Annotated in this window: 9 protein-coding genes; 7 read left to right on the plus strand and 2 right to left on the minus strand. The window is 59.2% G+C overall.

Annotated elements, in window-relative coordinates:
* The first annotated feature begins 121 nt into the window (after window positions 1–121).
* From HAP41_RS49635 to HAP41_RS49650, 4 genes are read left to right on the plus strand one after another with little or no spacing between them, the layout of a single operon-like run.
* Window positions 122–667 (plus strand): hypothetical protein, encoded by a 546-nt coding sequence (locus HAP41_RS49635; protein WP_248577275.1) that lies wholly within the window; start codon window positions 122–124, stop codon window positions 665–667.
* A complete protein-coding gene (locus HAP41_RS49640) occupies window positions 627–980 on the plus strand; it encodes a putative metal-binding protein (RefSeq protein ID WP_166107213.1) in 354 nt (117 codons plus the stop codon). The genes HAP41_RS49635 and HAP41_RS49640 overlap by 41 nt, the downstream gene beginning before the upstream one ends.
* On the plus strand, window positions 980–1,441 hold the full coding sequence (locus HAP41_RS49645) for an MPN domain-containing protein (RefSeq protein ID WP_166107215.1): 462 nt from the start codon (window positions 980–982) through the stop codon (window positions 1,439–1,441). Before HAP41_RS49640 ends, HAP41_RS49645 begins: the two co-directional genes overlap by 1 nt.
* The gene (locus tag HAP41_RS49650) at window positions 1,423–2,838 is read left to right on the plus strand and encodes a ThiF family adenylyltransferase (RefSeq protein WP_166107218.1); all 1,416 of its coding nucleotides are present in this window, start codon (window positions 1,423–1,425) and stop codon (window positions 2,836–2,838) included. The genes HAP41_RS49645 and HAP41_RS49650 overlap by 19 nt, the downstream gene beginning before the upstream one ends.
* A 328-nt stretch (window positions 2,839–3,166) precedes the next feature.
* Here the strand turns inward: HAP41_RS49650 and HAP41_RS49655 are convergent, their stop codons facing one another.
* Window positions 3,167–5,659, minus strand: a complete 2,493-nt coding sequence (locus tag HAP41_RS49655; RefSeq protein WP_175618599.1) for a type IA DNA topoisomerase — start codon at window positions 5,657–5,659, stop codon at window positions 3,167–3,169.
* Between the two features lie 531 nt (window positions 5,660–6,190).
* Between HAP41_RS49655 and HAP41_RS49660 the strand changes: the two genes are divergently transcribed.
* From HAP41_RS49660 to HAP41_RS49680, 3 genes are all read left to right on the plus strand, one after another.
* Complete coding sequence (locus HAP41_RS49660) at window positions 6,191–8,893, plus strand: PD-(D/E)XK nuclease family protein (RefSeq protein ID WP_166107220.1); 2,703 nt, start codon at window positions 6,191–6,193, stop codon at window positions 8,891–8,893.
* On the plus strand, window positions 8,890–12,093 hold the full coding sequence (locus HAP41_RS49665) for a UvrD-helicase domain-containing protein (RefSeq protein WP_166107222.1): 3,204 nt from the start codon (window positions 8,890–8,892) through the stop codon (window positions 12,091–12,093). The genes HAP41_RS49660 and HAP41_RS49665 overlap by 4 nt, the downstream gene beginning before the upstream one ends.
* 845 nt (window positions 12,094–12,938) lie before the next feature.
* Window positions 12,939–13,166, plus strand: coding sequence for a hypothetical protein (locus tag HAP41_RS49680; protein ID WP_166107223.1), 228 nt, complete (start codon window positions 12,939–12,941; stop codon window positions 13,164–13,166).
* 49 nt (window positions 13,167–13,215) lie between these two features.
* Here the strand turns inward: HAP41_RS49680 and HAP41_RS49685 are convergent, their stop codons facing one another.
* Complete coding sequence (locus HAP41_RS49685) at window positions 13,216–13,893, minus strand: transposase (protein WP_166107224.1); 678 nt, start codon at window positions 13,891–13,893, stop codon at window positions 13,216–13,218.
* Between the last annotated feature and the right edge of the window lie 209 nt (window positions 13,894–14,102).

A 14,102-nucleotide genomic window follows, 5' to 3' on the forward strand; every position in this document is an offset into this window, starting at 1 on the left:
GCCCCAGTATGGACTGTTTAGCCATAAAGTCAATAATGAACACACTAAAAATGGCCATTGACTACATAAAAAAGGGCCATTATATATCGATCGAACCGATTTCCCGTTTTGGAGAACGATGATGAGCAATGAATTGGAGAAGGCTGAGCACGATTTGGCAAAAGCGCGCGCAGATCTTGAAAAGGCCGAGGCTCACTACACCGAGGCCGAAAGGGAGATCGCCAAGGCGCGAAACGAACTTGAGGAGGCCGAGAAGGAGTTCGAGCGCATCGACAAGAAGGAGCACATCGAAGTCTCCATCTCGACGACCGCCGGCTTCTATCCGGCCGAAGGATTCGACTCGGTTCCCGAAAAGCAAGCGATCGAGCACGAATTGCACAAGGCGCAGCACGAGCTCCGGATTAAGGACGTCACCGGCTGGATCGCAAGCGTCATCACGGCCGCCGGGAAAAGAACTCTGGATCCTTCCAAGAGCTACGCTGAAAACGGACTCTCGGAAAGGCCGAGATCGATTGGGGTCCGAGCGAGGGAGGCGGTGGCTAATGCATCCCGCTGCCGCGCAGGCCTTGTTCGAAGAGGAGACGAAGTGTCTCGGTCCCGCTCTGTGCGCCCGCCGTGGGTGGACGATGCATCGCATCGACTTCCCGATCATCAACTGTTCCTTTAGCGCCAGCGGCAGGACGTCGCTGCGGATGAACTTGACATGCGACAACTGGAACGATTTGCCCCCCTCGATCCGTCTTGAGACGCCGTCGGGCGAGCCGTTGCGGGCGCTTTTGCCAAACCCCACTGGCGTCTTCCACGCGGGGCCGCACAATCTGACGAATCTGCCCTTTGTCTGCATGCGCGGGTCGCGGGAGTATCACACGCATCCCAGCCATGTAACGGATCTCTGGGACACCTGCCGAGGAGGATCGAGCTATACGATCGGCGGCATCATGACTCAAATTTGGAATGCTTGGCTCAAGGGAACAGGCTGATGATCAATTGTCCCGTTAGCATGATCGACGAAACCTTGACGTTTCTGCGCGCGGCGGGAGAGCGCAACAGCGAATGCGTCGTTCTCTGGCTAGGTCGGCCGAGACCGGAAGGAGCAGACATCGTCGAAGCCTATCTGCCCCATCAAATTGCGAGAGCAGATCGATTCCAGATCCCACCAGAAGGAATGGATATGCTGCGGACGAAACTTCGCTCCGGACGTCTCATGGTGGCGGCTCAGGTCCATTCGCACCCGCAAGAGGCCTTTCATTCGAAAGCCGATGACGCCTGGGCGATCGTCCGACATGAGCGGGCGTTGTCGCTTGTCGTGCCCAGGTTCGCCCGAGACACCTCCCTCGCGAACTTCGTTGAGCAGACGAAGGTATTCAGATTCTCCGATAGGGCAACGTGGGACGAGGTTCCAAGGGCGCAGGTGGTTCAGGAATGTCTACGGATACTCTGACGACTGAAGCGAAACGCGAAAACGCGGCAATGCTTGCCGCTGCGCTCGGTATCGGTTTGGAAGCGGCGGGCGAGGCGCTGCAGTTCGACGTCGCCATCACCGCGGACCCGACGGACGCGACCGCGACCGCAATAGCAACGGATTTGGCGTCTCTGCTCCGTAGAACCATTAGATCCGCCAACTTGGGCGAACCTGGTGAGGCAGTCGTTCTGGAGATATTGATCGGAGACGCCGGCGCCAAAACCGACCGCCGGAGCCTCCGCATTCAAGTCGGATCGGAGGGCGCCGTGATCGGCGGCGAACCCGCACGCGAGCGCTGCGCGGGCATTCCTCGCGTCCTTTGCCTTTTGGTCGCGTGCTATGCGGCTGCGGCGACCATGCAGACGGTCTTCCAAGATCGACTTCCGTTTGAAGGTTCGTCGCCGCTTCGCGTGTCATTTGATCAATTGGGAATCGAGCCGACGGTGTTCGAGGCTCCGGTGGATATTGGACACGCATACCTCGCGGGTGCAGGCGCCATTGGAAACGGATTCCTTTGGGCGGCAAGACACCTGGACTTCCGTGGCAGCCTCGATATCGACGACGACGACGACGTTAGTTCGGGAAATCTGAACCGGCAGATCTGGTTTACGAAGGACGACATCGGTCTCCCAAAGGCCGACCGCTTAGCGTCTCTGGCTCAAGGTTCGTTTCCCCGCCTGAAACTGACTCCCAGAAAACTGCGCTTGCAGGATTTGCCGGAAAAATCGAACGGTCCCTGGTTGGAACGGCTTTTCGTCGCTGTAGATAGTCGTCGGGCCAGGCGAATAATCCAGAGGGAGTTTCCCGGAGAGGTGTTTGACGCCTCGACGACCGATATTCGGGAGGTCGTGATCCATCACCACAAGCAGCCTACGCTACAAGCCTGTCTGAGCTGCATCTATGAAGCGGACCAAGAAGAGTTCACCCGAGAGCATCACATCGCGGAACATCTTGGCGTGTCCGTGGACGAAGTGCGGTTGGAACGCATAAGCGGCTCAGCGGCGGAGAAGATTGCAGCACGAATTCCCAATCTCAAAGCATCCGCGCTCGTCGGGATAGCCTATGACACGTTGTTCAAACAGCTCTGCGGAGAGGGGACGCTTCAGTCGTTGGAGGGTCGACGGATCGTGGCGCCTTTTGCTTTTGTCTCGGTCTTGGCAGGAACCCTTCTCGCTCTCGAAGTACTTCGAAGGAGGGGTGCCAAACGCGGCGAAGCCAGGTTCAACTACTGGAGAGTGAGCCCTTGGCATCCGCCGCTCGGGCGGCGCCGTGTCTTGCGTCCCCGCCAGCCCCGCTGCGAATTCTGCGGCAACCGGGTGTTCAAGGCGGTGAACGATACTCTTTGGGGAGGCGAGCCCGAACGGGAACGCGAATAGTCGTCACGTGTCTGCTCCGGTCCAGGACGATGTGTCGACCTTCACCTCGGTGTTGTCGGAATCGAAGGTTGACCAGCCAGCCAGCCGCCGCAATGGATGCGCCAATTCTTCAGGCGGTCGTCGGAAAACTCTTCGATGATCTGTACGACTCGCTCCTGTCAGGCAGAATTCCACTTATCGTCCTGTGCAGATTTCCGGGACCGGCTCTGTCGGCTACTTGCTACTATGCGCGATCGAGAGCGAACGACCATTTCTGGTAATGGGTGGCACGACCGGTAACGATGTTTTCCTGGAATGACACAGAAAAAGCAATAACGGCGGCTGTTCGTCATAACCATCCGCGCTCGCCGAACGCGGCAAGGTCAACACCCGGCGGAGCATACCATCCACCTGAGCCATAGCGGGCGCCCAGCTTCATAGCGATCTCTTTGTTTCCATAAGGAATCCGCAGCGGCGTCCCTGCCGCCGGATTTGGTTGGGCGGGCATTGATGCATCGGCGGCAGCAGCAGCCTTTCGTTTTCGGGCAATCTTCCTCGGTGCCGTCGATTGAGGTGCAATCGATCCCGGCGGCCGGAAGGCGGTCTTGCGACCGCTCTTGCGGCGCCTCGTGCCTTTGTTCGAGTCAATCCACGCGGCCATGGCAGCCGAGTTGCCCTTGGCCTCGTCGGGAATGACGACGCCTTTCCCGAGCGCGATCTTCTTGGCGTACAACAACTGCGCTGGACTAACTGATTTGGGTTCGAGCTTCCCAGTTGCTTCACCATCGGTTTTCTTGGGCGCGTGCTGCTTGAGAAACGCGCCGCAGATTGATATCGACGTCTTGTAGCCGGGCGGCGGTTTGATGCCGCTTTGCCGGGCGAGGCTGTCGGCAAAGCGTTTCATCGCAGGCGTGGGTGGATATGCTGCAGCGCCGTTGCCGACTGAGGCGCCAAGCAGGGGAGGCCCTCCGGCGGCTGCGCCCTCCTTGAGTTTGCCGATGATGCGTTCGGCAACATCACACACGGCATCGATTGCGCCGACCATCTCCTGCTTGCCGACTACGACATCGTCGAGCAGGCATTCAAGTTGCGCCGTCACGCCCGGATCAACCAGCGCCGGATCTGCCTGTTTGAGAATGCCGAACAGCGATAGGCCGGCCTCGGTCGGCACGATGTGCTTTCCCTGGGCAATCAGAAAACCCTGCTTCTTCAGCCCGCCGATGATCTCGGCTCGGGTCGCCGGCGTGCCAATGCCCTTAGCTTCCTTCAGGCGATCCCGAAGAACCTCATCGTCGACAAAACGCCAGGCATTCTGCATCGCCTCGATCAGCGTGCCTTCGTTGTAACGCGGCGGCGGTCGGGTCTCCTTGGCCTCAATTTTGGGGTCCTGCAGCATTGCGGTCTCGCCGTTGCGCAGCGGCGGCAGCAATTGCGCGTCGTCGCCCTTTTCGTCGGCGGGTTGCCACTCCGGAAATGCTGCTCGCCAGCCGAGATCGATAGGCTGGCGGCCGGCGGCACGGAATTCGAAGCCGCGCACGTCGAGCGTTGCGGTTGTCTGCCGGTAGCGAAAGTCAGGCATCAGGGCGGCGAGATAGGCCCGCGCGATGATGTCGAATAGCTTCTTCTCGTCAGCCGACAGACGAGGCCAGACGTCCCGTAATTGGTCGATCGTATTGACGTTGGGAATAACGGCGTGGTGACTCGCGCCTTCCAACCCCTTGTCGTAAAACGTGCCGCTCGCGCCTCTACGGATAACCGGCGGCACGGGCACCGGAATCGCGCTGAACGATTGGCCCGCCTGCAGGCCGGCCACGATCCGCGGTACGTCCGATATCAAGCTCTGCGGCAGGTAGCGCACCTCGGCGCGCGGGTAAGTGATGATCTTCTTGCCCTGACCGTCATAGAGCTCCTGCGCCACCTCAAGTGTCTTGCTCGCCGACCAGCCGAAGCGTGAGCCGCAGAGTTTCTGCAGCGACGGCAAATCATGCAGTTTAGGCGGTCCTTGACGCTTATCTTCGACGCGCACGGCGAGCGTGCCCTCGAAGCCTTCGGCTGCTTTGACGGCGTCCTCAGCAATTTCGTGTCTAACGATCCGGTCCTGCGGCGCGTGCCGCATCTGGAATTGGCCTTCCGCTACCTTCGCGGTGACGACAACTTCAAAATAGGTGAGGGGCACAAAATCGCGGATTTCCAACTCGCGCTTGCACACAATGGCCAAGGTCGGCGTCTTCACTCGGCCGACGCCGATCACTCTCCGCGTACCTCGACCCAGGATCACGGTCGCAGTGCGAGTGAGTGATAAATTGTAGATCTGATCGGCCTGCCGGCGCGCGACGGCGGCGGCGTAAAGGCGGGCGTATTCGGCATTTGGCTTTGCCCGGCCGAATGCGTCACGGATGGTTTGCGGGTCCTGCGCGGTGAACAGTACCCGCATGACTTCGCCGCGGTATTTGTAGTGCTCGAGAATTTCCTGACCAATTAGCTGACCTTCGCGATCGCAATCGGTGGCGAGCCAAACTCGCTTGGCGGAACGCAGAGCCTCGCGAATCGCTTTGAGCTTGGCGGCTTTGTTTCCGCCCGTTGCCGGGCGAGTGTCGTAAAGACCTTCGGGCCGCAAAAGTATCGGTGACCAGCACTTCCAGACCGGCACAACGTCCTCCGGTTCGAGGAGGTCGAACAAATGGCCCTCGGCCGGGAGGACATCTCCGTAGCGAGAACCAACCGCTGCGCGGACGTCTTTTGCCTGGCTGGTTTTCTCCGTAATGACGATCTGATCAGGCACGTCGCGCTCGTTCGGTAGAACAAATTCGAGGAGGATGTTATATGAACATATAGTGAACATCAAAGCCTCGCAAGCTAGGTTTTGAAGTGTGTCCCCGCCTTGGTCACTGACGCGCCGCGTTTATGTGAATCGGCGCGGGGTACCATGAACGCTGAGGAGAACCGTGTCTGATAACGGCCACCGATCACAAGCTCGTTGGCGGCATGTGCCGCGATGACCTCGTCGTCCTGCCGGGCTAGCTAGACCCTGAGCGGGAGTTCGCGCGGCTAATACAGAAAATCGAAAGCGCGCGCTAGGTTGCTGAACCGGCCGCGTGCGCGACCGCCTGATCCGTCGCAATGGACGCCCGGTTCGCCGCCTCGTGCCGGGCCTTGGCGTCGCCGTCCATCGACCAACTGGTAACGAAGGGGGCCGGACGCCTGAATAATTCTTCCACACATAATATTTACATATGCATTATAGGCACTGAGTCGATGAGACCTGCTGCCTCCGGCCGCCAATATTTCTAATCCGAGCCAAGTTCCTTTAATCCGCAGTAAATGACTAGAATTCTTTCGTTTTAAAGTTTGCACTCCATGGGATGGGGCGGAGATGCACGTCGTTTTTGGATGGAAGCTCGACGGCCCATGTCATCCGCAAACAGCAAATGGGTCGTCAGCCGCAATTGGCCAGCCTGTGGTTGGCCCAAGCGGCTTTCTTAACCTGCTCGAATCCGCCCTCGGCTTGGTTGGCCCCAATACGCCGGCAGCAGTTCGCATTGCCAGATATCAGGGGCGTCTGCGTTCGCACGATGATGGATCACGCTTCTATTCCGGCTCCTTCGTGCGGGATGCCTGGGCAACAGCGAAACATATACTGGCCTGGCGTGACGAGCTCTATGCGTCCGGCTGGCAAGGCCAGCAGATCGAAAGCGCAGGACCGCGCCTCGAAACGATGGCGTCGCTCGAGATGGCAGGGAGCCAACCTCTAGGAAGTTGTCCAGGAGAGAGAATTCACGCCATCTTAGAGGTCCTAACCAACGGGCACGACCTCCCGGTCGAAACAATCGATGTCGTTTCGTCCGAAGAACGGCTCCCATTGATGTGGCGACGCTTGTTAGCCCGTCTCCGCGCCAGCGGAATCACTATCCGCGCGTTGGAGCCCTCGGTGAACACGGGCGACTCCGATCTCGTAGCCATCCAATGCGCGCTACGCGGCGACAAAGCGGAAAAATTCGTTGGAGATGGAAGCCTCGTCATTCTTGACGCCGACGATGAGTGGCAAGCGGCCGATGCCGTAGCTGCCTGGCTCTCCTCAGGAGACAATCGGGAAACAGTCATAGTCCGCGGAAACGGATGCCCAGCTCTTGATGCCGCCTGTCGCAGATTGGGCCTTCCCCGTCCGGGCTGGACCGAAACATCGCCTCAACGCAGCGCACTTCAGGTGTTGCCGCTAGCGTTAGAGATTTTGTGGGACCCACTCGAGCCTGCGAGGATTCTGGAATTCCTAAGCCTGCCACGATCTCCCCTTCCCCCATTTGTGTCTCGGCGATTTGTTCGTGCCCTGATGGACGAACCGGGCATCGGTGGAGAGCGATGGATAGAAGCGTGGCAAGACTGCATCCGCGACCTGACCGGCTGGCGGCGTGCCGACGGGCTGGATGATGCTGCCATCGAGAGCGAAATTCGGAAGGCACAGGACGAATGGAAGTTCTGGCTCGAACCGCAGCGATTTCGTCGATCCGACGGCATCCCCGTTCAACGGGTCCAAGACGTATGCCATCGCATCGCTCAATGGTCCGGGGGGGGTGCACAACGCGATAGAGACTACCTTTTCCTGACGGCTGCAGCACATTCCTCGGCGCTCAGCGAATCGATCGCAGCCCTAGGCGTGTCTCACATCCCTGCAATCCAACTTGGCCGCATCATCGATGCGGTAACCGCCGAAGGCGCGTCGGCGCCGGCAGCAACCGAGGAGGCTGCTCCTTGGTCGGTTGTTGATGCCCCCGGTCAGGTTTGGGGGACAGCCGACACCGTGGTTTGGTGGGGATTCTCGGGTGACGTCAGCTCGCCGCCTCGTCAGCCTTGGTCGAGCGCCGAAATCGCAGCACTGGCCGCGGTCGATGCCCATGTCGAACCGATCGAAGACGCCGTCCTGCGCGAGGCCGCCAGTTGGCGCCAAGCGCTCCTAGGAGCACGGTCTCGGGCGATCCTCATAATGCCTCGCCGTCTTCGAGGAGAAACAGCGACGCCGCATCCATTGTGGCACGAAATATTTGCGCAGCTCGAGTTGCTGCAGGCCGTCACTAAAGCGCGAATTCCGGCTCAGGCCATCGCGATCGGCGAAACAGCTCGGCTCGGCGATCGCGAGATCAAGCGTCAAGGAATTAGCCCGCTCGCATTACCGACCGCGCGACGCCGATGGATCGTCCCCGCTTCGACGATTGCCCGCCGACCTATCGAGTCAATCACCAGCATCAAAACGATGATCGAATGCCCGCTAGCCTGGGCGTTGAACTATGGCGCACGTGTTCGTCCTGGCGCCCTCAACGTCTTGCCCGATGATGCGAATCTGGTCGGCATACTTGCCCACGCCGTCGTCGAGAATCTTTTCGCCCAACGAAAGACTTGGCTTCCGCAAGAAGCCGCGAGCGCGTCTGCAAAAATGTTTGATAGCCTTGTGGTCCAAACGGCTGCGCCTTTGCTGCGACTCGGCTATGCCGTCGAATATGAGAGAGCCAAGGCGCGCGTATCCGATTCGATTCGTCTGCTTGTTCAGATGATTTCCGATGCTGGCTTGACCGTTAGGGGATGCGAAGAAGAAGTGGTTGTCGCATTTGCCCCAGGTCAAGACTTCGAAGGTTATCTGGATCTCGTCCTGGAGGATCCGAAGGGAAGATCGGTCGTCCTCGATCTCAAATGGGCAACGCGAGACAAATATCGTCGTGAAGAGGTTCAGGAAGGGCGCGCCCTTCAGCTGGCTGGATACACCTGGCTTGAGGAACAGGCCGGGCGCACTCCGTTGGGAGCCGGGTACTTTATGCTGCGACAACAGAGCCTCCTCTTCACCAGCCCCTATCCCTTCCCCGCCGCCCACCATGTGCCCGGCTCAGATCTTAAGCAGACATGGGCGGCGTTACGTGCGGCATACGACCATCGTATGGAGCAGTTGGAGCGCGGTGATGTTCTGGTAAGGGGCGTTGAGGCTGGAACTGATGATACAGACGTTGATCCCATGCCCCAGGTCGAACCCGGCTGCAGATTTTGCGACTACGGCTCACTTTGTGGCGCGTCGATCGAAGGAGGTCGGCGATGACCGATATGGGGCCGATCTCCGTTGTCAGTGCTGGAGCTGGTACTGGAAAGACATGGCGACTAAGTACGGAATATGTGAACGTCGCCCAGAACGGCGCGTCTCCGGCGCGCATCATTGCGACGACTTTCACCATCAAGGCAGCCGCCGAGTTGGTGGAACGAGTCCGCGCTCGCCTTATTCAAGAGGGCTACGCCGAAGCGGCTCAAAGCGCGCTAGCCGGACTAGTCGGCACCGTGAACAGCGTCTGCGGCCGCTTGGTAAGTGACTTCGCAATCGACGGGGGCCTTTCGCCGGTCGCCGAGGTAATCCCACCGGAGATGGCCAATTCTCTTTTCGGTTTGGCAACCGAGGAAGCGATCCAACAATTCTCGCCAAAGATAGACCCGATCGCGGAACGCCTGCGGCAAGACGACTGGCGAAAGACCGTATTGGACATCGTCAATCTGGCGCGTGGAAGCGGCTTGGTACCAACGCAATTTGCCGACTTTGCCCTTAAATCTTGGCAGGGCATCGAACCACTTCTTGCCCCGGTCGCCGCCAATGAAACCGCGGCCGATCTTGACCGCGCCTTGGTCGAGGCCATTCGGAGTTGCATCTCGCAGATCGACGCGGGCGGCGACGTGACCAAGACAACAAAAGACGCTTTGACAACGCTACGCCGGATCGCGTCTCAGATGTCGAATGGACGTCCCTTGGCGTGGGACGCATGGGCGCGGATTTCAAAGCTCAAAGCTGCGAAGGCATCCGAACCCTTCCTTCAGACGGTTAGGGCGATTGCCGCGCATCATCCGACGCATCCACGTCTGCACGCCGACCTTCGCGAATTCATCGATCTCGTTTTTTCCTGCGCGGCAGATGCGCTTGATCATTTCTCGGAGTTCAAGCGGGCTCGCGGGCTCCTCGACTTTACGGACCAGGAGGCGCTCGCCCTTGAGCTCCTTCGACAGCCCGAGGTGCGCGCTCGGATGCGGGAGCGATTCGACCTTTTGATGGTCGATGAATTTCAGGACACCAGCCCTATACAGCTGGCGGTATTCCTAGAGATGGCAAAAGCCGTCAAGCGCTCGCTTTGGGTCGGCGATCAGAAGCAAGCCATCTTTGGCTTTCGGCAGACCGATCCTGCGCTCGTAAATGCGGTGATCGAGAAAATTAGGCCGGCGACAGGGGGCGCCGAGGAATCCCTCGATACGTCACGGCGCTCGCGTCCCAGTCTGGTCCGATTTGCAAATGCTGTCTTCGGCGCGGCATTTCCGCCAAAGGGTGTCCCCGCCGACAAAGTCGTAATCCCGAACTTCCATCGGCCCGAGCCGCCTGGCTTCGGGGCGGCCTTGCACCATTGGAAGTTAGATGGGAAGAACTGGCCGTCCGCGCTGCAAGCCCTGGGCGGGCGTATTCAGTCAATGCTGGCATCGCCAGCTGCAACCCCGGTAATCAACCGCGCGGACGGAACAAGCCGACCACTGAAGCCGAGCGATATAGCCATCCTTTGTCGTCAGAATGAACGCTGCAAGGCCGTTGCCGATGTGCTTGGCGCCTTAGGCATCCCCGCTGCGATGCCGAGAAACGGTCTCCTCGATACAGCGGAGGCAGTTCTGGCAGTTGCAGCGTTGCGCTACTTGGTTGACCCCGCGGACTCGTTGGCTGTTGCCGAGCTTGCCCATTTCAACGAAGGCAATGGCAACTGGCTGGCCGTCTGGTTGACGAAGGGCGCCGGTGTGGTGAAGTCCCAATGCGAGGCGATCGTCGCTCTCGACGAAAAACGCGACAACCTCGCCCATCTGACACCTGCGGAGGCGCTAGAAACAGCAATCGCTGCGGCCCGCATCGACCAGCTCGTCCACCGGTGGGACCGCCCGGGCGAGCGGCTAGCGAATTTAGATGCGCTCCGTAAAGTTGCGCTTTTGTACGAGGATGCCTGTCGAGCCACGCGTGGCGCCGCCACGGCTGCCGGGTTGGTCGCGTATCTCTCGAAGGGCTTGGAGAACGGCGGTGAGCGTCCAGCCTTTGAAGGTGACGATGCCGTGCGCGTGCTCACCTATCATCGCGCCAAAGGCCTGGAATGGCCAGTCGTGATCTTGCTTGACCTCCAAGATGGAGCGAAGCGCTCGCCCTTCGGAGTTTACTCGGAATCGCCTGCCGGCGGATTGGATCCCTGGAACCCATTAGCAGGACGTTGGATTCGATTTTGGCCGTGGCCGTATGGTGACCAGGAGAAGGACGTACATCTCGACGCCACGGCGTCTGCCAGTCCACAGGCTCAGGCTCGAACCGAAGCTGAGCTCGCCGAGCTTGTTAGACTCCTCTATGTGGGGATGACCCGGGCGCGAGATTATTTGGTATTCGCTACCCGACCATCTGCGTCATCGTCTTGGATAGACATCCTGACGCGAGCAGACGGCACGCCCGTCCTGACGCTGCCGGCAACAGATGGCGAAACCCAGGTGAATGTCGACGGCGAAACCTTCACCATGGTGGTGCGGTCTGCAGGTCTTACCCCAGCAGCCGCTGTTCAGGATGAGGCTCCTGCTGTCGCCTGGTTCGCTCCACTCCCTCTTTCGGGAGAGCCGCCTAAATTTCCTCCAGCGCGGCTGTCGCCGAGTGCTGCCTCGCAAGACAATAACGACCATCGCGCCCCTATCGCCGATACACCGATCGAAATCGGACGGCGCTTGCCCATCAGCGGTAACCATGACATGCGCCTCCTTGGAGAGGCGGTTCACGGCTTCCTCGCGGCCGACCGCATCAACCGACCATTAGCAGAGCGCGAGGCCATGGCGAAAGAAGCACTCGATCGCTGGGGCGTCGGCGGGGCCTTATTACCCGCGTCACTAATCGAAGCCAGCAAAAGACTCGACCGCTTTATCACGGATCGCTGGCCCGAAGCCCGGCGGCATCATGAGCTGCCTGTGTTCAGCCGTATCGGCGATCAACGCGCTAGCGGCCGAATTGACCTGTTGCTTGAGACGGCTGAGGGTTTCGTGATCATCGATCACAAGTCATTCCCGGGTGCGCCAGACACCTGGGTCGAAAAGGCGAAGGAATTTTCGCCTCAACTCGCCCTGTACAGTCAAATGATCGCCCAGGCGACGGGAAGCCCCGTGTTGTATAGCTTCATTCACATGCCGATTGTGGGCGCAGTTATTGGCATAGGATCGAATTTATCGCCTTTGATCCAAGCAAGCCCGACGAGCATTTTCTAACGTGTCGGGGCGACGCAGGTGGTCAAAGTTGAAGCATTTTATGCTTGTCGAGGAATGGCTGACCGAGAACGCGCTTGGTACTTCGTAACTACACATACAGGTTCGAGGCCAAAGGCTCCGGCGTGGGATGTACCAAAAACGAGCGTTCTAACGGATACATTGCTAAATCGACCAGTGCTGCTGAAGGAGCAAAATGAACAACGCACCAACTCAAAGCGGATCAAAGGCGACTTGGTTCGTGGGGGCAACTTACGGCGGTACAGAAGATCAGATGCCACGCTTCTTGGCGGAGGGGATCTGGGAAAACGGTTACGAAGACAGGTACCTCGAATTGGTGCGATCTATGCGCCCCGGGGACCGCATCGCGATCAAGTCGTCGTATACGCGCAAACACGGTTTGCCCTTTGATAATCAGGATAAAGCCGTTTCCGTGATGGCCATCAAAGCGATCGGCACGATCACCGAAAACCTGAATGATGGAAGGCGGGTCCGGGTATGCCTATCTTCGCTCACAGGTTGGCCGCGGAGATCCCCTGGCAGATCACGCTCAGGGTTTGCTCTTGCATCCGTCCATCTGGGGAACCTTAGACGAGACGGTTGTCATTCAGGGTCACAGCATAAGGTTCGCGACGGTGGATCTGACCGCATCCACGGGTGAAATTTGATCTCAGCTGCTTCGCGTGTGCGAGCCATCGCTTCTCAAATAACGATTGGCCTCTCGGGTCTACAGTTGTCTTGTGGTGTCCAATGGATGGCGAGGACAGCGCTAAATTCCGCGTACGTACCCCGATTTCGGTATGCATCCAAAAGTGGTGAAGCTATAATTTTGCTCCGGGAGAGCGCGCATGCAAGAGAAGAAAGAGCCAGGTCAGTCAACCGCGGAGTTCTTAGCCGGACTGGCCAAACACCTGTTCGAAAAAGAAGGCGTGGATGTTGGCCTCGCCGACATTCTTGGAGCACATCTCCTACAGGCATCCCCAACGCCAGATGCCGTGGCTAAGGCGAAAACGGCGATAGTCAAGCTCGCGGGCAACCGAGCAAATCCTCCGACGGCGAAGGAAACAAATGGCTGACGCGCTCTATTTCATTCAGACCCTTGGCCTCACTGGATTTCGGGCTTTCCTACAACCGAAGACGTTCGATTTCAGCAAGAAACGGTGCCTCGCGATTTTCAATCAGGCGGCGCAGATGGGCACGCACCTCGACGCCGCCCGGCGTCTTGCCGGGCCGCAGCACGACCGCCACGGGCCGGCTCTTCTCCGTGTCGTAGACGTGGATCGGCAGGAAGCAGCGTTCGTCATAATGAGCGTTGAACAGCGAGAGCTGCTGATGGCCGTGGACGACATCGAAGGTATCATCGATGTCAAGCGTGACGGATGCCGGCTCGCGCGGGTAGCTATCCATCCATGCGTCGACCAAAGTGTAGGTCAGTCGGATTCTCCAGCCGCGACAGCGTCGGTTGGGAACACAGATCGCGACCCGTGTCCGGCAGCCTCCGCAGGCCAGCTTGAATGCGGGATCGGACCGCAGATGATCGAGGTCGTCGGCGTCCTCGTAGCCGCAGCAGATCGCGAACATGCGCGCGCGGAACATATCGACAAGGCTGTGCACGACCCGCGTCGGATCGCGCCGATCCGGGAACACGCGGGCCAAATTGTCGGCCAAGCCGAGACGCCGCTCGGCCATCGCCAGAAGCATCACGTCCCCGTTCGAGGTCAGCCGACCGCCATCGAAGGCAGCTGTGACTTTCTTGGCGTGAACGGCTGGAAACGAGAAGGGCAGAATCGTATCGTCGGTCATGGCGGGCGTGGCGTTCGCGGTTGAGGTGATGGGGTTGGCTTCGCAACCGAATCCTACGCCGCATCAGCGCTTTACACCACGCTCGCCAGCCTCTCAGGCGCCCTCTGACGAATAAGACGGGCTAGCTCCTTTAGGTCGACGACTGTCATTTCTTTGCCTCAACCGATTCTCAACCGGCCGGCGGAACGTCGCCTAATCACTGCTTCTCT

The organism is Bradyrhizobium barranii subsp. apii, from assembly GCF_011516635.5.
In the GTDB taxonomy this organism is placed as follows: Bacteria; Pseudomonadota; Alphaproteobacteria; order Rhizobiales; family Xanthobacteraceae; genus Bradyrhizobium; species Bradyrhizobium barranii.

Excerpts from the sequence above, each read along its gene's own strand:
- HAP41_RS49650 (WP_166107218.1), top strand. The coding sequence starts at position 1,423 with ATGTCTACGGATACTCTGACGACTGAAGCGAAACGCGAAAACGCGGCA.
- HAP41_RS49640 (WP_166107213.1), top strand. The coding sequence starts at position 627 with ATGCATCGCATCGACTTCCCGATCATCAACTGTTCCTTTAGCGCCAGC.
- HAP41_RS49680 (WP_166107223.1), top strand. The coding sequence starts at position 12,939 with ATGCAAGAGAAGAAAGAGCCAGGTCAGTCAACCGCGGAGTTCTTAGCC.
- HAP41_RS49635 (WP_248577275.1), top strand. The coding sequence starts at position 122 with ATGAGCAATGAATTGGAGAAGGCTGAGCACGATTTGGCAAAAGCGCGC.
- HAP41_RS49665 (WP_166107222.1), top strand. The coding sequence starts at position 8,890 with ATGACCGATATGGGGCCGATCTCCGTTGTCAGTGCTGGAGCTGGTACT.
- HAP41_RS49685 (WP_166107224.1), bottom strand. The coding sequence starts at position 13,893 with ATGACCGACGATACGATTCTGCCCTTCTCGTTTCCAGCCGTTCACGCC.
- HAP41_RS49645 (WP_166107215.1), top strand. The coding sequence starts at position 980 with ATGATCAATTGTCCCGTTAGCATGATCGACGAAACCTTGACGTTTCTG.
- HAP41_RS49660 (WP_166107220.1), top strand. The coding sequence starts at position 6,191 with ATGCACGTCGTTTTTGGATGGAAGCTCGACGGCCCATGTCATCCGCAA.
- HAP41_RS49655 (WP_175618599.1), bottom strand. The coding sequence starts at position 5,659 with ATGTTCACTATATGTTCATATAACATCCTCCTCGAATTTGTTCTACCG.